Here is a 19809-nt window from a genome sequence, read left to right on the forward strand (position 1 = left end):
AGGGGGGAGTTCTTACAGGCGGAATCCAAAGCGTATAGCTTGACATTACGTATAGCCACACGTTACGTTCGCAGGGTGATCAAGTCCTTCCGTCACAAAGGCCTCCAAAAGTTCTTCGAGACGGGGAGCAAGGCGGGCATCCGTCCAGATCACGCACTGCGATTGCAGCGGCAACTCGCAGTGCTCGATAACGCCGTCAGCCTTGATGACTTGCCGAGTTCGTGGAAACCCCATCCACTCACGGGTGTCGGGCCGTCTGGTTCAGATCTGGTTGGGCACCATGCCATCTGGGTTTCCGGAAACTGGAGGGTGACGTTCTACTTCGAGGGCACGGACGTCCACCTGCTCGACTACCTCGACTACCACTAGGAGGATCACATGACTGCAATGCACAACCCTCCGCACCCTGGCGTCCTCCTTGAGGACTATCTGGGCGCCACAAGCCTTGCGGAGGCCGCGCGGCGGCTGGGCGTTACGCGGGTGACGCTTTCGCGCATCCGGAATGGTCATGCCGCGATTACGGCAGACATGGCACTCCGTTTGGGTCTGCTCTTTGGAACGAGCGCCGAGTTGTGGCTCGGAATGCAGGCCAGCTACGACCTGTGGACTGAGCGGCAGAAACCTCGCCCCGAGGTGCTTCCGCTGGCGGGCTAGATCGACATCTCAGTCTGATTGCCCCAGGAGCTCAGCGAGCTTCTTCCGCGCGCGGTGCAGCCGCACCGTCGCCGCGTTCACGCTGACCCCGAGGGTCACCGCGAGGTCGGCCGGAGCGAGATCCTCGACGAGGGCGAGGGTCAGCAACTCGCGCTCGGCGGGCTTGAGCTGACGCCATGCGGTGGCGAGCGTGGCATCCGCGATCACGATGTCTTCAGCCGACGGCGCCGAGTCAGCGGGCCGCAATGCGGCGATGAGCGCGTTGCCGGTGGCCTGCTTACGACGGTGATTGGCGACGACGTTCGCGGCGATGCGGTACAGCCACGGCAACTCTTCGCCTTCGGCGACGGATGCCCGCTTGCGCCACGCGATCGCGAACACGTCCGCCGCGAGGTCCTCCACGTGCTGGCGCTCCACGCGTCGGAACAGGTACCCGCTCACCGCGGGCAGGTGCTGCGTGTAGGCGCGCTCGAACTGCGCGTCGGGTGAGGGCATGACATCAGGATGCTGTGAGCTGCTGCCAATCGCAACGCAACGTTTCGTGCGTCTCGATCGTCAGGACTCGCAGCTACGATCGGCACCCATGGAGCAGGTGACGACCGAGTTCGCGACGACCCTCTTCGTGGTGCCCCCGGGGGAGTGGATCTTCGTGACCGTACCCCCGGATGTTTCGCAGGACATCCGCGAGGTGCCCCGCCCGCCGCGCAAGGGTTTCGGCTCGGTCCGCGTCGAGGTGACGATCGGCGGCACGACGTGGAACACGTCCGTGTTTCCCGATTCGGCGTCGGGGTGTTACATGCTCCCGGTCAAGAAGGCGGTACGCGAAGCCGAGGGGCTCGAGATCGGCGACGACCTCGTGATGAGCCTCACAACGCTGGATTAGTTACGCCACTGCCCGTCCACGAACGACACCGCTGCCGCGCGGACATCCATCGTTCCCCATGCTGCGGCGGGGCAACGTTTCGCCCATTCGACGGCGGCGTCGAGGTCAGGAACGTCGATGAGGAACACACCGCTCAGCTGCTCCGCCGAGTCATCCGTCGCCACCACCACCTCACCTCCGCGGATGGTGACCGATGAGGCAACGGGTTGGAAGACTTCGGCTGCGACGAGAATGCCGGCCTCGTGCAGCGCGGCGGCGTAGCGATCGAACTCGACGCGACCCTGCTCCATCTGCTCGGGGGTGAGCGCGGCGCCGCCAGCTTCGGAGTAACTCATGAGGAGAGTGAAGCGTGCCATGTGCACAGCGTACACATCGCACCGTAGACTTGCACCCATGACGTCAAAAGTGATAGCCCCCGATCTCACCGGCGAGAAGCCGAAGGGCCCGGCCTCCTACTTCGCGAGTATCGAGAAGAACTACGGGCGCCCCATGCAGGAGTGGCTCGATCTCGTCGTCGAGCGCCTCGAGGCGGGCGAGGCCCATATGAAAGTGGTCGAGTGGCTGAAGGCGGAGCACGGCCTCGGTCACGGCCACGCGAACGCGATCGTCGCGTATGTGAAGGCGAAGCTCGCGAAATAGCCCGCGCGCGGTGGTCGCGCAACCTCTGGCACCCGCCGCCGATTCGCTGCGAGGATGTTCGAACCATGCCGAAACCTCCCACCGTGTACGACGTGGCCGCCCACGCGGGGGTCTCGATCGCGACGGTCAGCCGCGTCATCCGCGACCCGGACGCAGTGAAGGCCACCACGCGGGAACGTGTGCTGCAGTCGATCGACGCCCTGGGTTACGTGCCGAGCGCGTCGGCGCGGGGGTTGGCCAACCGCCGCACCGGTGTGATCGGGCTCTTCTTCCCGCGTCACGACGACTCCGGCCTCGGGGAGCCGACGGTCACCGAGCAGTCGACGGTGAGCACGATCCATGAGCAGGACGAGCAACCAGACAACGACAATCTCTACTACGACGAGGTGCTCCGCGGTGCCGAGCTCGAGGCGAGTCGTCGCGGGTTCGCGCTCATGGTTGCCTCGGCGACGGGCGGCGAGCTCGAGCAACTGGTCATGGACATGGCGGGCCGCGTTGACGGGATGGCCGTGCTCGCTGGCACGGTGCCGGGGGAGATGCTCGAACGCGTGGCGCGCCACATTCCCGTTGTCGTTCTCGGTGGTGACGGTGCCGACGATCGCTTCGATCATGTCCACGCGAACAATGGACCGGGGATGCGCGCCCTCGCCGAACACGTGCTCGCGTCCGGTGCGCAGAGCTTCGCCTACATCGCGGGACCGGAGGGTGTTGCCGACGATGAGGAGCGATTCGGAGCGTTCTCTCAGGTGGTCGGGGATCGGCTGGTCGAGTTCCTGCGCGGCGACTTCACGCGCAGTGGCGGTCGCAAGGCCGCCGCGCGGGTGACATCGGACCCCGACGCGATTGTGTGCGCCAACGACCAGACCGCCCTCGGCGTGCTCGACGTGATTCAGCATCAGTCACGAAAACCCCTGGTCACAGGCTTCGACGGGATAGCGGCAGGTCGTCACAGCACGCCGACGCTCACGACGGTGCACCAGCCGATGGCGGAGCTCGGCAGGGCTGCGGTGTACGCGATCGCCCAGCGAATCGAGCATCCGGATGCCCCTCGCCGAACGCTCACCCTGCCGGTCACGGTCGTCGTCCGCGAATCTGCTCCATAAACCTCGCCCCGAGCGCAAGGGGTTGCGATTCCAAAATGTATGCGCTTACAGTCTTGGACGCGGCCCTCAAATGGGGGTCAGAGATGAGACGTAGGCAATGATGCAGACGAGACGCAGGCTCTTCACTGCGGCCGGAGCTGTGGTCGCCGCCGTCACCCTGGCGGCCTGCAGCATCCAAATCCAGAGTGCACCCGACCCGAGCATCCCGCGCGACACGATGCTCGTGGCAGCGGACAACGGTTCGCCGATGTTCGAGCGCAACTTCAATCCGTACCTCGCCAACAAACGGGTGGCGAGCTTCTACGTGTACGAGCCGCTCGTGATCCTCGACAACGTCACGGGCGAGGAGTTCCCGTGGCTCGCGACCGGGTACGAGCTGCCCGATCCGTCGACGATTGTGTTCACGATCCGCGACGGTGTGACGTGGCAGGACGGCGAGCCGTTCACCACCGACGACGTGGTGTTCACGCTCGAACTTCTCCGCGACAACCCCGAAACCGACACTCAGGGCATCTGGGAGTACATCGAGAGCATCGAGAGTGACGACACGACCGTCACCGTGAAGCTGCAGAACCCGGATGTTCCGGCGGCGAGTCTCATCGCCACAACTCTCATCGTGCCGGAGCACATCTGGAAGGACGTCGAGGACCCGGGGAGTTTCCGAAACCCCGACCCGGTCGGCACGGGCCCGTACCAGCTCGGCAACTTCGCGCCGCAGCAGTACACGATGGACAAGTACGACGGGTACTGGCAGGCCGACAAGGTCGCCGCCGAGCACCTCATCCTGCCGGCGAACAACACCCAGCTCGACGTCGCGACCAAAGGCTACGACTGGGCCTACTCGTTCATCTCCGACGTCGACAACGTGTGGGTGGGTGCTGGCAACGACAACACCTACTGGTTCCCGCCGGGCGGCACGATCGCGCTCTTCCCCAACCTCACGAAGGAGCCGTTCAACAACCTCGACGTGCGTCAGGGTCTGAGCCTCGCGCTCGACCGTGGTGCGGTGGGGGATGCCGCGGCCGAGGGCTACATGGATGAGGCAGGTCAGACCAACATACTGTTGCCCTACCAACAGGATGACCTCGACCCGAGCATCCCGAATTCCGGCCTCATCGCGCAGGACACGGATGCCGCACTCGCCGCGTTCGAACGTGCAGGGTACACCCTGCAGGGCGACCGCCTGGTGAACGCCGCAGGTGAGCAACTGAGCCTCACGATCACCACCGCGAACGGGTACACCGACTGGTTGCGGGGTGTGCAGGAGGTTCAGCGCCAGTGGGGTGCCGTCGGTATCGACGTGAGCGTCGATACCCCTCAGCCGGCCGCGTACCAGTTGACCTTGCGCAACGGCGAGTACGACTTCGCGATGGGTGGCACGGGAGGAACGGGCAGCCTGTTCCGCGACTTCAATTCGCTCATGTCGACTGACTTCCTGAAGCCGGTCGGCGAGGAGGCGACCAACAACTTCGAGCGCTACGACAACCCCGATGCGCAAGCGCTGCTCGACCAGTACAAGGTCGCGCTCGATGACGACGAGCGCACTCAGATCGGGTACCAGCTGCAGCAGATCATGTACAACGATCTGCCGGTCATCTCCCTCTACTACGGCGGTTCGTGGGGTCTCATGAGCAACGCCAAGTTCACGGGATGGCCTTCGGCCGAGGACCCGTACGCGTCACCGAAGACCTACGAGTCGACCCCATTGATTGTCCTGACAAGTCTGGAGGCGGTTGCCGATGACTAGCGTGACGGTCGCCCCGCGCGGTGCGGAGGCGAAAACGACGGATGCCGGTTCCCGGCGCCGCGGCAACGCGGCGGGGTACGTGCTCCGCAAGATCGGGCTGTTTGTGCTCACCCTGTGGGCCGCGGTGACGATCAACTTCATCCTGCCGAGGCTCATGCCGGGTTCACCCGCGGATGCGGCGCTTGCGCGGCTCGCGCAGAACGGCCCGGTGAGCGAGGCGACGAAGGCCGCGATCGAGGTGCAACTTGGTCTGCCGAGCGGCAACCTGTTCGAGCAGTACATCGCCTACCTGGGCCAGGTTGTGCGGCTCGACTTCGGTGTGAGCTACACCTTCTACCCGCAGACGGTGGCCGAGCTCGTCTCGACGGCGCTGCCGTACACACTGGTGCTCGTCGGTGTTGTGACGATTGTCGCGTTCATCATCGGCACGTTGCTCGGTGTGCTCGCGGCGTGGAAGCGCGGAACATGGCTCGACACCCTGCCCACGCTGGGCGGTGCGTTCGCGAGCGCGTTCCCGTACTTCTGGACGGCGCTTCTGCTGCTGTTCTTCGCGGGGTACGTGTGGCGGCTGTTCCCGACATCCGGTGCATACGGACCGACGGCGACGCCGTCCTTCACGTGGGACTTCTTTGTGGATGCCCTCTACCACTCGATACTCCCGGCCCTGACGATCCTCATCACCTCGCTCGGTGGCTGGATCCTCGGGATGCGCAACACCATGATTCCGACCCTCGGTGACGACTACGTAACGTTCGCCGAGGCCAACGGGCTCAAGCCGCGTGTTGTGGCCCTCCGGTACGCCGCACGCAACGCCATCCTGCCGAACCTCACCTCCTTCGGGCTCGCCCTCGGTGGTGTCGTCGGCGGATCGATCCTCGTCGAGCAGGTCTTCGGATACCCCGGCGTTGGATACCTGCTCTTCAACGCGGTCACCAACCAGGACTACCCGTTGATGCAGGCCCTGTTCCTGATGATCACGCTCAGCGTGCTTGTCGCCAACTTCATCGTCGACATTCTGTACGGCGTGCTGGACCCGAGGACCCGCCGATGACCACGACACCAACGCGCACAATGCGCGATACGACACACGACATCCGCACGGTCCAGGCCACGGGCGCACCGCCCAGCCGGTGGAAGGTGCTCGCGAGGACGGCCGGCACCGTCTGGTCGAACGGCAAGGCGAAGGTGGGTGTGATCATCCTCGCGTTCTTCATTCTCGTCGCGGCGTTCGCTCCGCTCATCGCCCCCTACGGCGCGACCGAGAACGGCTTCCCGCGCAGCTCCGATCCGTCCGCGGCCCACTGGCTCGGCACGACGGCGGCCGGTGAGGATGTACTGAGCCAGCTGATTTGGGGTGCCCAGGTCTCCATCTTCGTGGGGCTCGTCGCCGGTGCACTCTCGACTCTCGTCGCGGTGCTCATCGGTCTCAGCTGGGGGTACACCCGCGGGTTCCTCGCCGACGTGATCAACTTCATCGTCAACCTCTTCCTCGTCATTCCGGGTCTGCCGCTCATGATCGTCATCGCGGCCTACCTCTCGGGCGGCGGCATCGGCATGATCATCGTGGTTGTCGTGATCACGGGGTGGGCGTGGGGCGCGCGTGTCCTGCGTAGCCAGACGCAGTCGCTGCGCAGCCGTGACTTCGTGACCGCGGCCGTGTTCTCGGGCGAGCGACCCTTCCGCATCGTGTTCCGGGAGATCCTGCCCAACATGACCTCCCTCATCGTCGGCAGCTTCTTCGGGGCGGCGACGGCGGCGATCCTCGCCGAGGCTGGCCTCGAGTTCCTGGGTCTCGGCGACTCGTCGATCGTCAGCTGGGGCACGATGCTCTTTTGGGCACAGAACTCCAACGCCCTCCTCACCGGGCAGTGGTCGCTCCTCTTCGCGCCCGGTCTGTGTATCGCGCTCCTCGCGACCTCTCTCACCCTCATCAACTTCGGCGTGGACGGGATCAGCAACCCCCGCCTCCGGGAAGGAAAGCAGCGATGACCGTCATTCTCGAAGTCACAGATCTCGACGTCGACTACATCAACGGCGACGACCGCACGCACGCGGTGCGCGATGTCAGCTTCACTCTGCAGCAGGGAGAGTTCGTCGGTCTCGTTGGCGAGTCCGGCTCCGGTAAGTCGACCCTCGGTTTCGCGATCGCGGGCCTCTCGAAGCCGCCGGCGCACATCACTCGTGGCCGCGTCATGCTCGACGGCGTCGATATTGCGAGCCTCAGCCCTGCCGACCTGCGACACCAGCGGCACGGGGGAGTGGCGATGGTGCTGCAGTCGGGCATGAATGCCCTCAACCCGGTGCGGACCATCCGCAATCACTTCCGCGACATTTTCGAAGCGCACGGCCACATCGAGAAGCCGCGCTGGAATGATCGCGCAGCCGAACTGGTCGAGAAGGTCAAGCTTCCGCGGACCGTGTTGGATCGTTACCCTGGCGAGCTCTCCGGCGGTATGCGCCAGCGCATTTCGATCGCCCTCGCCCTGTCGCTCGAACCCAAGCTCATGGTGTTCGACGAGCCGACGACGGCCCTCGACGTTCTCGTGCAGCACGCCGTCATGGAGACGATCATCGAACTCCAGCAAACCGAGAACTTCACGGCGCTGCTCATCAGCCACGACCTGGGAATCGTGCTCGAGTCCGCCGAGCGGGTCATGGTCATGCACGAGGGACAGATCGTCGAGGATGCCCCGGCCCTCGACATCCTGAACTCCCCGCACGACGACTACACGAAGATGCTGCTCTCGCACTACGCCGACCCGCGCGCCGAGGTGGTCGAGCTGCCGGGCTTCGAGGACCGCTCACGGCGCTCCGGCACACCTCGTGCGGCCGGCGCGGTGTTCCCGCCGAGTGTGTCTCCGCGCGAGAAGCGCAGCGATCAGAAGGCGCTTGTGCTCGAGCATGTCACCAAGATCTACCCGCCGCCCCGCCGCGGAGAGAGCGAAGTGGTGGCGGTGGACGATGTGTCCTTCACTCTCGAGCCGGGCGCGTCGCTTGCGCTCGTGGGTGCGTCGGGCTCGGGTAAATCGACGATTGGCAAGCTCATGACAGCGGTCGAGAAGCCGACGAGTGGAAGCATCCGTTTCGGTGACCTCGACGTGGGGAAACTTCGCCGCAGTCGGTTCCGCCGTCTGCACCGCGACGTGCAAATGGTGTTCCAGGACCCGTACGCGGCACTGAACCCTCTGCACACGGTCGAGTACACACTCACGCGGCCGGTCATCAACTTCACCAAGCAGCGTGGACAGGATGCCCGCCGCCGTGTTCTCGAACTACTCGAGATCGTGGGGCTCACCCCCGTTGAGGAGTTCGCCGCGAAGCTTCCCCACCAGCTGTCTGGTGGGCAGCGTCAGCGTGTGGTCATCGCGCGAGCCCTCGCATCGGACCCGCAGGTGATCATCGCCGATGAGCCCGTCTCGATGCTCGACGTGTCGCTGCGCGCCGGTGTGCTTGCTCTGCTCGAGGACCTCCGCGAGCAGTGGGGTGTCTCGATGCTCTACATCACCCACGACCTCCTGTCGGCGCGCATCGTGACCGACAACATCATGGTGCTCAACCAGGGTCGGGTCGTGGAGCGCGGCAACACCGCCGACGTGCTCCGCAACCCGCAGGACGACTACACCGTGCAGTTGCTGGATGCCGTGCCCAACCCCCAGCGGACGCGGGTGGCGTGATGGCGAGCTTCCCGGAAGGCTTCCTGTGGGGGGCCGCGACGGCCGCGCACCAGATCGAGGGCAACAACGTGAACTCCAACTGGTGGGTGCACGAGAACGAGCCAGGCACCACGATCGTGGAGCCGAGCGGTGACGCTGCCGACAGCTACCACCGCTACGGCGACGACATCCGGCTCGCAGCCCAGCTCGGGCTGAACTCGTACCGTTTCTCCATCGAGTGGGCACGCATCGAGCCCGAGCGCGGCATGCTGTCGCGGGCATCCGTCGATCACTACCGTCGTATGGTCGACTCGTGTCTCGAGCACGGTATCGAGCCCATCGTCACGTTGATGCACTTCACGGTGCCGCGGTGGTTCGAGCGTGACGGTTTCTGGCGGGCGCCGGATGCTGCGGACCTTTTCGCTCGCTACACCGAGCTCGCCCTTCCCGTGGTGCAGTCCGGGGTGCGCTACATCTGCACCATCAACGAGCCGAACATCGCCGCGATGCTCGCCGGGGGAGAGAACCCGTCGAACCTGGTCGCCTACGGTCTTCCGAAGCCCGATCTCGAGGTCGCCGATGCCCTGCTCGCATCACACCGCGCCTCGAGGGATGTGCTCTCCCAGTTGTCGCACGTGCACACGGGGTGGACGGTGGCGACGCAGGCGTATGAAGCGGCAGACGAGCCGGGCGCCGAGGAGAAACTGCGCGAGGTCGCCTACGCCAGCGAGGACTGGTATCTCGAAGCTGCGCGCGACGACGACTTCGTCGGCGTCCAGGCCTACACACGAAACATCGTGGGGCCGGAGGGTGTTCGCCCGCCCGCGGACGACGTGGAGAAGACCCTCACCGGATGGGAGTACTTCCCGTTAGCGGCATCCATCGGCGTCCGCAACGCGTGGACGGTAAGTGAGCACACACCCGTGATGGTGACCGAGAACGGCATTGCGACGCAGGATGACGCGCGCCGCATCGACTACACACGAGACGCACTCCTCGCGCTCGCCGACTGTCTCGACGACGGTATCGATCTGCGCGGGTACCAGCACTGGTCGCTTCTCGACAATTACGAGTGGGCGTCCGGGTTCGCTCCGACGTTCGGTTTGATCGGCTGGAACCGGGACACCTTCGAGCGCGAGCCGAAGCCCTCCGCCTACTGGTACGGCGAGGTGGCGCGAGCCGGGGGTCTCTGACCTCAGGGCCGCCCGCTAGCGGTGCTTTCGATAGTGCAGATAAACCACGCCACTATCGAAAGTGCGACTTCCGACGAGGGTCAGCCGCGCCGCGGCGCCAGAGGGAAGGTACCGCGTGCCGCCCCCGACGATGACGGGGAACACCACGAGGTGAAGGTCGTCGATGAGATCGAACGCCTGAGCGGCCAATGTTGGGCCGCCGATAGCGATGTCGCGGCTGGCCGAGTTTTTGAGGTTCTCGAGCCATTCGGTCGTGAACTCGCGCAGAATTGTGGTGCGTGCGGATGCCGGTTCGTCTAGCGTTCGGGACACCACAACCTTGTCGGCGGCCCGCCAGATGGCGCCGTACTGATCGGCGATGGGGTTGTCGGGCGGCGCGGTCTCCCAGTAGACCATCGTCTCGTAGAGCTTGCGGCCGTTGACGTGGGTGCCGATGGTGCGATCGAGGTCATTGGCCAACTGGTGGACGTGTTCGTCGGGCATCGCCCAGTCAAAGTTGCCCTCCTCATCGCTGATGAATCCATCGAGGGAGGTGAATGCCGTGTACACAAGTCGAGCCATGTGAACAGTGTACACATCGCGATATACCCCAAATGGGTGGCACAAAGAGAAATTCTCAGGCTAAACTCAGCTTCACACCCTGCCTTAAACGACATGGAGTTACTTTTTCTATGAAGACTTCCCGCAAGATCGGCGCCTCCGCGGCGGCCGGCATCCTCGCACTCGCCCTTCCGCTCGCCGGTTCAACCGCCGCGTTCGCCGACACCCCCATGGTTGTCGACATCACGGTCAAGATGGACCTGCCCCACAACGCCAGCAGCTCGGGCCCCATCGTCTACGCCGTGACCGGCGTTACCGTGGGCGACGGTCCGGAGCTCACCGCCGCCGACCTCGTCGAGAACCCCTCCGGATGGTGCGGCACGCTCGACGTCGACATCGACAACACCACCAAGGCGATCTACATCTACACCGACACCGAGACCGGCGAGGTGTGCGACTTCCAGACGGTGAGCGTCACGATCACCTCCGACCAGATCGGTTCGGTCACCCTCGTTGAGGACACCCTCTTCGACGAGGAGGAGGAAGTCGACGGTGAGGAGCCGCCGGTTCTGACCAACTCGGAGTATGACGCTGCGTTCGCGGAGCAGGTGAACAACGGCGTGTGGACTTTCGACTACAACGTCGCGACCCCCATCGTGCAGCTCGACTGGGCGACGCTCCCCGTCGAGTTCGAAGGCGAGGAGTACTACCAGTCGCTCGACACCGCCGGTTACACCATCCTCTCGTACGCCGCTCCGGCACCCGCGCCGCCGGCACTCGCCGCGACCGGTAGCGAGAGCCCCGCGCTCATCGCAGGCATCGCAGCCGGCATCCTGCTCCTCGGAGCGGCGGCCGTCACGACGACCGCTATCGCCCGCCGCGCAGGCAACTAGTTCCGCAACGACACAGCGCCCGGCCCCTCGAGGGGCCGGGCGCTGCGTTGTTTAAGCAGCGGAACGTCGCCCGCCCGGCCACCACCACGCCGCGCGGCCGAGCAGGGTCATGATCGCTGGCACGAGCAGAAGACGGATGATGGTGGCGTCGAGGAATACCGCGACCGCCAGCCCCAACCCGAACACTTTGATGACGGGTGTGGGATGCAGAGTAAAACTGAGGAACACGGCAATCATGATGATGGCAGCCGCCGAGATCACGCCTCCCGTCTCGGCGAGACCTCGAGTCACCGCATCCCGAGCCCCTACACCTTTCTTCCAATGCTCCCTCACTGCGGTGAGAAGGAAGACCTCATAGTCCATCGATAGGCCGAAAAGCACGGCAAAAAGCATCATGGGCACATAGGGATCTAGGGGTACGGGGCCGTCGAGACCGAAGAACTCGACGCCGTTCCCTTCCTGGAAAACCCACACGATCACCCCGAAGGCCGCCGAGATCGATAGCAGGTTACACAGGGCGGCCTTTAGGGGCAGTAGCACTGAGCGGAAGGCGATCGCCACGAAAGCCATGGAGGCGACGATCACCGCGCCGATGAGCCACGGGAGTCGTTCGGCGATGCGGTCACTCAAGTCAATTCGAGTCGCGACGGTGCCACCGACATGGGCATCCAGGCCGCTATCGGGGATAACCTCCGACCGCAGTTCATGGACCAGCTCAGCCGTGCTCGCAGAACTCGGACCGCCCTCCGGTACAACACGAACAGTCGTGACGCCGTTGGCTTCGCTGGGTGGATTGACGGATGCTACGTCCGCCCTTTCTCCCACGTCTTCGGCCAGTGCGCTCCAGTCGTCGGTGCTCCCGCCCTCGCCGGCAAGCACGAGCACTCCGTTGTGCCCGGCTCCCCAATGCTCGGCCGTGAGATCGAAGTAGGTTCGCTGATTCGACCCGGGCAGTGTGTTTCCGAGGCTCGACTGCCCGAGCTGCAACATGGCCGCGGGTAGCGAGATGATCGTGAGCAGCACAAGAGCCGCGATTCCGGTGAGCCAGGGTCGGGCGGTCAGCCCTGGTGCGATGCGGTGCCATACGCCGGTGTTGGTGGGCAGCGGCGTTACGGCGCTTCGATCGCGTCGGGGTAGTGTGCGCCGTCCTACCACCGCGAGCACGGCGGGCGTAAGGGTGAGAGTCGCCGCCACAGCAATCAGTACAACGATTGCGGTGGCGAAGCCGAGCCAAGCGACAAACGCGACTCCGGAGATCGCGAGTCCCGTGGCACACGCGGCAACGGTGAGGCCCGCAACCGCGGCGGCCTCGCCGGCGCTGTGAGCCGTGGCCGCTACCGCGGGCACAACGCCAGTGCCGTCACGGAGCGCCGTGCGGAACCGGGAGAGAAGAAAGAGCGAGTAGTCGATACCGACTCCGAGGCCCACCATGACGGAGAGCGTCAGAGCGCTCTCCGAGATCGGAAAGCCGTGGCTCAGCAGCCAGGTGATGCCGACTCCGCCCGCGACCGCGATGACTCCTGTGGCGATGGGGATGAGAGCAGCGAGGGCGGAACCGAGAGCGATGAGGAGCACAACGATCGCCACGGCGACGCCGATGGCTTCGCTATTGATGGTGCCCGCCTTGTCGAGCTGCGATCCGAGTGGAGCTCCGGCGGCAACCGTATATCCAGCATCCCGTGCCGGGTCCAGGGCGTCGTCGACTGCCGCTCGCCAGTCGGCACCTTCCACTTTCGGGTCACCGTCGACGACGAACGCGATCGCGTCGCCATCCTCGGCGATGAGCCCGGTCCGCATGGAGGCGGCGGGGTCGTCCAGCGGGTTGGCGACATCGGAACCGGAGGCGGACATCAGGTCGGCGACGAGCACCTCCACGAGATCGACGTCCTCGGCGATTCCTGCACCCGCGACAATGATCCGACTGCTCGGAGTGGTTTCGCTCTCATCCTCCGTCGTCTCGGATGTCTCGGCGATGAGGTCATTCGCAAGCTGGCTGTCGCTGCCCTCGAGAGTGACCTCTTCCTCAAGCGTGGGACCTAACGCCCATGCGCCACCGAAAAGTGTCGCCACCACGACGACCCATGCGGTGATAACCAACCACGGTCGTTCAGCGCATCGGCGGGCGATGGCCGCTACTGCGTTCTTCATTCTTGTTCTCCCTGTGACGATGGCGTCAGACAGCGGGCGAAGGCGCCCGGGTCATCGGTGATGTGTGGTTTCACCCCGTTGGTTTTTGTCGCGGCGGTCAGCGTGAGCAGGCCGTCCCTCGTAGAGACGCCGCTGATCTTCAAGGGGCCGAAGCGATCGAGCGTGACCCCCTCGCGCAGGAGGGCAGCAGCGGAGCCCTCGCCGAGCATGGCGGCCGCTCGCTCGGGTGGCAGCGCAATTCCGGCGGCAGACAGCGAGTCCGCTCGAAGCGTCCAGCCGTCCTCGGTCTGTTCGGGCGTGAGGAGCACCGTGACGGGGATGGTGAACCCTCGCACCGCGCGCTCGATCGTTACTTCGATCCCGTGCACGGTGGATCGTGCCTGCGCATCATCGATTCCTCCAGCACACGAGACGATCGATTGGAGCGCGGAGTCGTCGATGTCTACCTGGAGATCCACAGAACCGCTCGCCACCTGGATCAGCGCCGGGGTGGGGCCGAGCGAGACCTCGAGTCCGTCACGATCCGATATGCCGGTGGCGAGACGCTGGCTCATGGCAGAACGGGCGATCAGTTCTGCGACGAGGAGCGCGACAACTAAGGTGCCAACCGCGATGGCGATGATCCACATCCGACGACGAGTCATGTCAGCATTTCACTGGTGTCACCTCTCGGCCTGCGGACGAAAGTCTGACGGTTCGCTGACGATGTGGGGGCTCAGGCCGCGAGCGGTAGGACTACCCGCACCGTCGCGCCACGACCCGCGGTCGTGTCAATGCCGACCGATCCGCCATGCCCTTCGACGATGCTACGGACGATGGCAAGGCCGAGTCCGCTGCCCTGAGTTCGATCCCCGGTAACGAAACGCTCGAACACGGAGTCGCTAAGCTCCGGTGGGATGCCCACGCCATCGTCTTCGACGCTCAACACGGCATGTGTTCCGACCGCCTCGAGCGCCACCGCGACCGTGACTCCGTCACCTCCATGCGTGAATGCATTGCTCACGAGATTTCGTACAACCTGTACCAACGAATGCTCGTCGCCGCGAACGACGATGCCCGGCTCGACGCGTGCGCTCAGGCCGTCCACGTCACCTTTGGTGATGAGTCTGTTGACGAGGGCGCTCAGATCGAGCGGTGCGAGTCGGGGTGTGGTCAGCGAATCGGCGCTCGCGAGGGCAGAGAGTTGGTCAACCAGTCGACGCATGCGATGCGATTCCTCGACGATGCTCTCCAAAGCCCTCTCCGTGCGGTCCCCGTCGTCCGGATTTTGGAAGTGCAGCTCCGACCAACCCTGGATCTTGGTGAGCGGTGTCTTTAGCTCGTGGGAGGTGTCTGCCACGAAGTCGCGAAGCTCGCGTTCGGAGCGCTGTCGCCTGACGTCGAGTCGCTGAAGCGCGTCAGCGAGTTCGGCCGTCTCCGAGTAGTCGCGCGCCACGTGGGCGATCCCGACCACATCGTCGTTTTCAACGTGATCGGCGAGGGCGGTGAGGGATCCCGTGGTCCGCGTGATGACGAGCCGAGAAGTGACGGCGACGGCGACAATGACCAAACCGAGGAGAATGAGCTCTGCGAGAAAAAGCGCCCGGATGAGGCGATCAGCTCCTTCCGAGCCCACCCCCACGAGAGCTGACTCCAGTGGAACGTCGGTCCCGTCGCGGAACACCGTTCCAGCCTCGAACTCGATTCGCGTAAACGTGGTGCTTCGACCGGCGAGGTCTACGGTGACAGTGGAATCAGCTACTGCACCACTGACGAGCGGTTCGAGCTGTGAGAGCGGGAGGGTTGCATCCGACGATGCCGCCACGATCTCGCCATCGGAACCCAGCAACACCACAACAGCCGCGATCGGAGCGAGTTTCGTCAGCTGTCGCGCATCCACGACGCGCTGACCACTGTCGACTGTGCCCCAGGTGGAGACCGCTTCGCCAGCCAGTGTTGCGGCCCTGTCGGCGTTTGTGTCGACAACGATGCGCAATCCAATGATGCTCGCGGTACCGACGAGCACAACGACGAGCGCCACTATCGTCATGAGCCGCCACTGCAGGGTACGCACCATCGACCGCGGAGCGCCGTCCCGGGTCATGGTGCCGCCAACCTGAGGCAGTAGCCGAACCCTCGGACCGTGTGCAGGAGGGGAGTGCGGCCGTCGTCAAGCTTTCGTCGCAGGTTCGACATGACCTTCTCGACGACGTCGCTGCGACCGCCGAAATCGTATTTCCAGACGTGTTCAAGGATTTGGTGTCGTGACAGAACGCGTTCGGCGTTCTCCAACAGGTACCGAAGCACTCGAAGCTCAGTGGGTGTAAGCGCCAGCGTGTCACCCGCGCGAACAACACGGTGGGCTGCAAGGTCCATCGTGAGGTCGTCGTACGTCAGGAGATCCGGGTTCGAGGCCGAGGCGGCTCCGCGCCGAAGGACCGCCTCGATGCGCGCGAGAACTTCGCTCACATGGAAGGGCTTGGGGATGAAATCGTCCGCTCCCGCCTTGAGCCCTGCCACGCGTGACTCCAGTTCACCAGCCGCGCTCAGCAAAATGATCGCCGCTCCCGGACTAGCTGTGCGCAGCGGACGGATGAGGTCGAACGCGTCGATCTCGGGCAACCAGCGATCGAGCAGGACAACCTGGAACTCTTCCGCACGCGAGAGAGATAGCGCTTCGGCGGCTGACATCGCGAGACGGACTCTGAACCCTTCGGATTCGAGCAAGTTTTGGAGGAGCAACCCGATGCCGTGGTCGTCGTCGACGACGAGGGCGCTGAGCCCTTCCCGCGACATCTCCGGTTTCACGACTCGATGGTATGTCGCGCGCCTCGTCGGCTACTTCGCTTCCTGCCGGGGCCGGATCACACGCTCGAAGATGAGGATGCCCGCCGCAACGACCGGGATGGCCACGAGTGCTCCGAGGATGCCGCCGAGCGAGGCTCCACCGATTGCGGCGACGATCACGAGTGCTCCGGGAACGGATACGGCCTTCGCCATCACCCGCGGGCTCAGCACGTAGGCCTCGATCTGCATGTAGATGAGCAGAAGTACGGCGAGGATGAGGGCTCCGACGGGGTTCACGAACACGGTCGCGACCACGGCAATTGTGGTGCCCAGAATCGGGCCGACCACGGGAATGAGCGCGCAGACGAAGGCCACAAGCGCGAGCACGATCGGCACGGGGCCACCAACCGCGGTCACGAGAATGAAGGTGACGATCGCGTTAACGAGTGCCAGCAGCAGTTGCCCGGCCACGTATTTGCCGACCGACTGGAGGATCTCGTCGGTCACGGAGCGGAATCCATCACGACGTGAACGGGGTACCGCCTGGTAGACCTTCTCCATCACGAGAGGCAGCGTGAGGGTGAAGTACAACGTCAGCACGGTCACCACAATGACGGCCGTCACTGCTTCCCCGAATCCGGTTCCGATCGCCAGCAGCCCGCCTCCGATCGATAGCCACTGGTTGGGGTCGCTCAGGAACGTTGTGACCTGCGAGGTGAGGTAGCTCACGTCGATGTACGACCCGACGTTTGCCGTCAACCACTGCACCCACGCTTGATCGGGCAGACTCGCCGCCCAGCCGGGCGCTGCCGAGATGAGGTGCGTGACCTCTCGCACGATGACGGGCACAACCGCGAGAGCGATGAGGAAGCCGACAAGGAGCCCGAGCACCACGATGGCGAGCGAGGCCGCCCAGCGTGGGATGTTTCGTTCCGTCGCCCAGCGGATGATCGGTTCCAGCGCGAGCGAGATGAAGTAGGCAACACCCATGTAGATGAGCACGGTCGCGAGCGTTCGTACCGCTCCGATGATGGCGATACCGACACCGACTCCGAGCGCTCCGAGAAGGCCGACAACAAACGGATTGAACAGGATGCGCCTGGCCGGAGCAGTCCCGCGTGCTGGGTCGTGGCGCAGCGCCGTTCCGGCGCGGAGTCGGGGTGACGGTCTCATGGTGAGTGACTCTATCGCCCGCGTCATCCCTCGCGATTCCCCCGCTTCGGGGCGGATGCGACGCGATGTCGGGTTCAGCGCAGCAGTAGCGAGGCGAGCAACGCGATGCCCCAGCTGGCGAGGCTGCCGATGAGGAAGTACTCCGGGTCCTTGCTCGGCGCCTCACCCGTCTTGCGCTTGCGCACACTCCGCGAGAGTTCCGGAAAGCGCACAACTCCCTTCGCTGCCAGAACGCCACCGATCGCGGCGAATTGGCCAGCGGCGGCGAGCCCGAACACCATGAGTCTTTCGAGCGGGCCGATGATGCGGCCACCCTTGAGGTCGCTGGAGTCTTCGCTGAGATCGCTGCGTGCTGAGGACTCGGATGCCAGCACCAACCGCACAACGATGTTGGCGGTTTCGAGCAGCACGAGGCCGCAGCCGAGGAGCAGTACGACGCGGGTCGCATCCACCGGAGCAGCGGACGTCGCGAGCCACTCGTCGAGGGGGCCGGGCGTCGCGACCGAGAGCGAGAGGTAGGCGATACCGGCTAGGGAGACAAGAAGCGCGAGGAGCGGCCAGCGTGTGCTCGCCCGACCGCCGGGGGTTGAGGTGACCCACGCCACGGTGAACACGAAGGGTACGAGCATGACGAGCGGGTCGATGCCCGTGAGCTGAACGCCGAGCACGCCGACCAGGAGGGCGAGGAGGAGGCCACGCAGGGCGCCCCAGCGCTGTCGCCCCCGCGGCAGGCCCCGCGTGGCATCCGCGACGCCGAGCATGGCCAGGTAGTAGCCGAGAAGGATCATGGCGTGTTCTCCCTGATGAGGTGTGTAGAGGCGGTGATGGCCGTGGCCGAACCTTTGGCGAGCGCACGGGAAACGGCTGGTTGGCTGACTCCGAGGGCAGCCGCTGTCTCGTGCTGGGTTTCACCGAGGAGGTGCCCGAGGAGCGCACGTCGGCTGTTGGGTGTTTGGCTGCTGAGGAGCTGATCGCGGCAGATCAGATAGGCGTTGGTGATGGCGGCATCCGCGAGGTGTGTGTGCCCCGGGTCGACATCGATCCAGGTTCGCAGCCAGGGTTCGTCGTCGTTTTCTCGGCGTTGGGCTTCGCCGATGGCGGCGCGGGCGCTCCACCACGCACTGCCGTCTCTGATGGGGGTGGGGCCATCACTGATGTCCCGAGATTCGCCGATTCCGATACCGAAGCGGCAGTCGAGGTCGTCCGGGAGGCTGAGGCGGATGAGAAGGGTAGCGGTGAGCGCGTCGTGGATGCTTCCGTACATCCCCTGGAATTCGTCTCCGACTGTGGGCTGCAGGGGTAATAGCGCGGGGATACGTTCGCCGACCGAGTCGAGTGCGTCCACTATCCGCTGTTGGGCGAGAGCGCGATCGGGGTGGTGTCGTGAGCGCACCAGATCGACGATGACGGCCGCTCCGGTCAGATCGTTCATGACCCAAGTCTAGGTTATATTTCGCAAAATATAACTAAATCAGTAATATTTCACCGAATATAACCATCACTTGAGGCGGACAAAACGCAGCGAGCCGTCCTCTTTGGTCTCGACGGCATCAACCGAGCGCACGAAGTCGGTGAAGGACTTGAACCCCAACTTCTTCTCTCCGAACCCCGCATCGAGACGCTTCATCTGCTGTTTCGCCGATGACGCGTTCACCCATCCGTCGACCGTGTCGGCACGCTGAGCGACACGCAGAGCGCGAACCAGCAACTCGGCAGCGGCATGCTGCGGGTCGGGCGGGGGAGCTGCCGTGGTGACGGGGGCGCTCGCTCGACGACGGGTTGGTGCCTTCGCCACCTCGGGTTGCGGCGCATCCGCGATGGGCGCAGCCGCCACGGCCTTCTCGACGGGCACATCGACCGGCGGCGCAGGGTCCTCCACGAGATCCTCGTAAAAGGAGAACTCATCGCACGCGCTCTTGAAGGCGGCGCTCGTTGAGCCCGTGACCCCCACGCCAACAACAACGCGGCCCATGCGTCGAACCCGCTGGGCGAGCGGGATGTAGTCGCTATCGCCCGCGACGATCACCACGTGACTGATGTCCTCGAGGCGGAACAGATCCTCGACGACGTCGATTGCCAGTCGGATGTCGGCGCCATTCTTCGTTCCCGCAGTGTTGAACAACTGCACAAGGTCGACCGCGCGATCGATGAGTTGCTTCTGGTACCGCGTATTGGCGGGGGCGGCCCAGTCCGCGTAGGCGCGACTGATGGCCACCGCCCCGAACGACGATGCGAAGTCGAGAACCTCGCCGATGTCCACCGTGGCCTGCTGGAGCTTTTCCGCCGCCTTGCCCGCACCGTTGCGAGCTTTGTCCTTGGAGAAACTCCCGCGACCGTGGATGTGGTCGTACTGCGAGATCACGATGTTGTCGAAGTCGATGTAGACCGCGACGCGCGGGTCGAGCTGCTCTGCCATG

Annotated in this window: 22 protein-coding genes; 11 read left to right on the forward strand and 11 right to left on the reverse strand. The window is 64.7% G+C overall.

Translation table 11 applies throughout. The annotated features are described in order from the left end of the window. Window positions 1-75: 75 nt before the first annotated feature. Both LH407_RS12415 and LH407_RS12420 read left to right on the forward strand, forming a co-directional pair. A complete protein-coding gene (locus LH407_RS12415; protein WP_322133672.1) occupies window positions 76-369 on the forward strand; it encodes a type II toxin-antitoxin system RelE/ParE family toxin in 294 nt (97 codons plus the stop codon). 9 nt (window positions 370-378) lie between these two features. Further along, window positions 379-654: a HigA family addiction module antitoxin gene (locus LH407_RS12420; protein WP_322133671.1), complete on the forward strand. Its 276-nt coding sequence runs from the start codon at window positions 379-381 to the stop codon at window positions 652-654. A gap of 9 nt (window positions 655-663) precedes the next feature. Here LH407_RS12420 and LH407_RS12425 read toward each other — a convergent pair whose 3' ends face one another. Further along, window positions 664-1149, reverse strand: coding sequence for an RNA polymerase sigma factor (locus tag LH407_RS12425; protein WP_322133670.1), 486 nt, complete (start codon window positions 1147-1149; stop codon window positions 664-666). Between the two features lie 88 nt (window positions 1150-1237). On the opposite strand from LH407_RS12425, the gene LH407_RS12430 reads away from it, so the two are divergent. After that, window positions 1238-1537, forward strand: coding sequence for a DUF1905 domain-containing protein (locus LH407_RS12430; RefSeq protein ID WP_322133669.1), 300 nt, complete (start codon window positions 1238-1240; stop codon window positions 1535-1537). Here the strand turns inward: LH407_RS12430 and LH407_RS12435 are convergent. Further along, complete coding sequence (locus LH407_RS12435) at window positions 1534-1893, reverse strand: YciI family protein (protein WP_322133668.1); 360 nt, start codon at window positions 1891-1893, stop codon at window positions 1534-1536. The two genes, LH407_RS12430 and LH407_RS12435, sit on opposite strands and share 4 nt — an antisense overlap. Before the next feature lie 37 nt (window positions 1894-1930). Here LH407_RS12435 and LH407_RS12440 point away from each other — a divergent pair, with 37 nt between their 5' ends. The 7 genes from LH407_RS12440 to LH407_RS12470 all read left to right on the forward strand — a co-directional run bounded on the left by LH407_RS12440 (window position 1931) and on the right by LH407_RS12470 (window position 9872). Next, the gene (locus LH407_RS12440) at window positions 1931-2176 is read left to right on the forward strand and encodes a DUF4287 domain-containing protein (RefSeq protein ID WP_322133667.1); all 246 of its coding nucleotides are present in this window, start codon (window positions 1931-1933) and stop codon (window positions 2174-2176) included. A 65-nt stretch (window positions 2177-2241) separates the two neighbouring features. Continuing rightward, window positions 2242-3279: a LacI family DNA-binding transcriptional regulator gene (locus LH407_RS12445; protein WP_322133666.1), complete on the forward strand. Its 1038-nt coding sequence runs from the start codon at window positions 2242-2244 to the stop codon at window positions 3277-3279. A 97-nt stretch (window positions 3280-3376) separates the two neighbouring features. Further along, on the forward strand, window positions 3377-5026 hold the full coding sequence (locus LH407_RS12450) for an ABC transporter substrate-binding protein (protein ID WP_322133665.1): 1650 nt from the start codon (window positions 3377-3379) through the stop codon (window positions 5024-5026). Then, window positions 5019-6077 carry an ABC transporter permease gene (locus LH407_RS12455; protein WP_322133664.1) on the forward strand — a complete coding sequence of 353 codons (1059 nt, stop codon included), beginning with the start codon at window positions 5019-5021 and terminating at the stop codon, window positions 6075-6077. The genes LH407_RS12450 and LH407_RS12455 overlap by 8 nt, the downstream gene beginning before the upstream one ends. A gap of 20 nt (window positions 6078-6097) precedes the next feature. Next, window positions 6098-7015, forward strand: a complete 918-nt coding sequence (locus tag LH407_RS12460; RefSeq protein ID WP_407650662.1) for an ABC transporter permease — start codon at window positions 6098-6100, stop codon at window positions 7013-7015. Continuing rightward, window positions 7012-8700 carry an ABC transporter ATP-binding protein gene (locus LH407_RS12465; protein ID WP_322133662.1) on the forward strand — a complete coding sequence of 563 codons (1689 nt, stop codon included), beginning with the start codon at window positions 7012-7014 and terminating at the stop codon, window positions 8698-8700. The genes LH407_RS12460 and LH407_RS12465 overlap by 4 nt, the downstream gene beginning before the upstream one ends. Further along, complete coding sequence (locus LH407_RS12470; protein ID WP_322133661.1) at window positions 8700-9872, forward strand: glycoside hydrolase family 1 protein; 1173 nt, start codon at window positions 8700-8702, stop codon at window positions 9870-9872. The genes LH407_RS12465 and LH407_RS12470 overlap by 1 nt, the downstream gene beginning before the upstream one ends. 15 nt (window positions 9873-9887) lie before the next feature. On the opposite strand, the gene LH407_RS12475 is transcribed toward LH407_RS12470, so the two are convergent. Continuing rightward, the gene (locus LH407_RS12475; RefSeq protein WP_322133660.1) at window positions 9888-10433 is read right to left on the reverse strand and encodes a dihydrofolate reductase family protein; all 546 of its coding nucleotides are present in this window, start codon (window positions 10431-10433) and stop codon (window positions 9888-9890) included. Window positions 10434-10543: 110 nt separating this feature from the next. Here LH407_RS12475 and LH407_RS12480 point away from each other — a divergent pair, with 110 nt between their 5' ends. Then, window positions 10544-11305: a hypothetical protein gene (locus tag LH407_RS12480; RefSeq protein WP_322133659.1), complete on the forward strand. Its 762-nt coding sequence runs from the start codon at window positions 10544-10546 to the stop codon at window positions 11303-11305. Window positions 11306-11356: 51 nt separating this feature from the next. Here LH407_RS12480 and LH407_RS12485 read toward each other — a convergent pair whose 3' ends face one another. The 8 genes from LH407_RS12485 to LH407_RS12520 form a co-directional block, all read right to left on the reverse strand. Next, entirely contained in the window at window positions 11357-13453 is a 2097-nt protein-coding gene (locus tag LH407_RS12485) for an MMPL family transporter (RefSeq protein WP_322133658.1), read from the reverse strand. After that, window positions 13450-14097, reverse strand: coding sequence for a hypothetical protein (locus tag LH407_RS12490; protein ID WP_322133657.1), 648 nt, complete (start codon window positions 14095-14097; stop codon window positions 13450-13452). The genes LH407_RS12485 and LH407_RS12490 overlap by 4 nt, the downstream gene beginning before the upstream one ends. Before the next feature lie 71 nt (window positions 14098-14168). Next, the gene (locus LH407_RS12495; RefSeq protein ID WP_322133656.1) at window positions 14169-15536 is read right to left on the reverse strand and encodes a sensor histidine kinase; all 1368 of its coding nucleotides are present in this window, start codon (window positions 15534-15536) and stop codon (window positions 14169-14171) included. After that, window positions 15533-16240, reverse strand: coding sequence for a response regulator transcription factor (locus LH407_RS12500; RefSeq protein ID WP_322133655.1), 708 nt, complete (start codon window positions 16238-16240; stop codon window positions 15533-15535). The genes LH407_RS12495 and LH407_RS12500 overlap by 4 nt, the downstream gene beginning before the upstream one ends. Before the next feature lie 30 nt (window positions 16241-16270). Continuing rightward, the gene (locus LH407_RS12505) at window positions 16271-17392 is read right to left on the reverse strand and encodes an AI-2E family transporter (protein WP_322133654.1); all 1122 of its coding nucleotides are present in this window, start codon (window positions 17390-17392) and stop codon (window positions 16271-16273) included. 74 nt (window positions 17393-17466) lie between these two features. Continuing rightward, the gene (locus LH407_RS12510) at window positions 17467-18180 is read right to left on the reverse strand and encodes a hypothetical protein (RefSeq protein ID WP_322133653.1); all 714 of its coding nucleotides are present in this window, start codon (window positions 18178-18180) and stop codon (window positions 17467-17469) included. Next, window positions 18177-18824, reverse strand: coding sequence for a SatD family protein (locus LH407_RS12515; protein WP_322133652.1), 648 nt, complete (start codon window positions 18822-18824; stop codon window positions 18177-18179). The genes LH407_RS12510 and LH407_RS12515 overlap by 4 nt, the downstream gene beginning before the upstream one ends. 66 nt (window positions 18825-18890) lie before the next feature. Next, a complete protein-coding gene (locus LH407_RS12520; RefSeq protein WP_322133651.1) occupies window positions 18891-19808 on the reverse strand; it encodes an NYN domain-containing protein in 918 nt (305 codons plus the stop codon). Between the last annotated feature and the right edge of the window lies 1 nt (window position 19809).

Source organism: Antiquaquibacter oligotrophicus (assembly GCF_020535405.1).
Taxonomy (GTDB): domain Bacteria; phylum Actinomycetota; class Actinomycetes; order Actinomycetales; family Microbacteriaceae; genus Rhodoglobus; species Rhodoglobus oligotrophicus.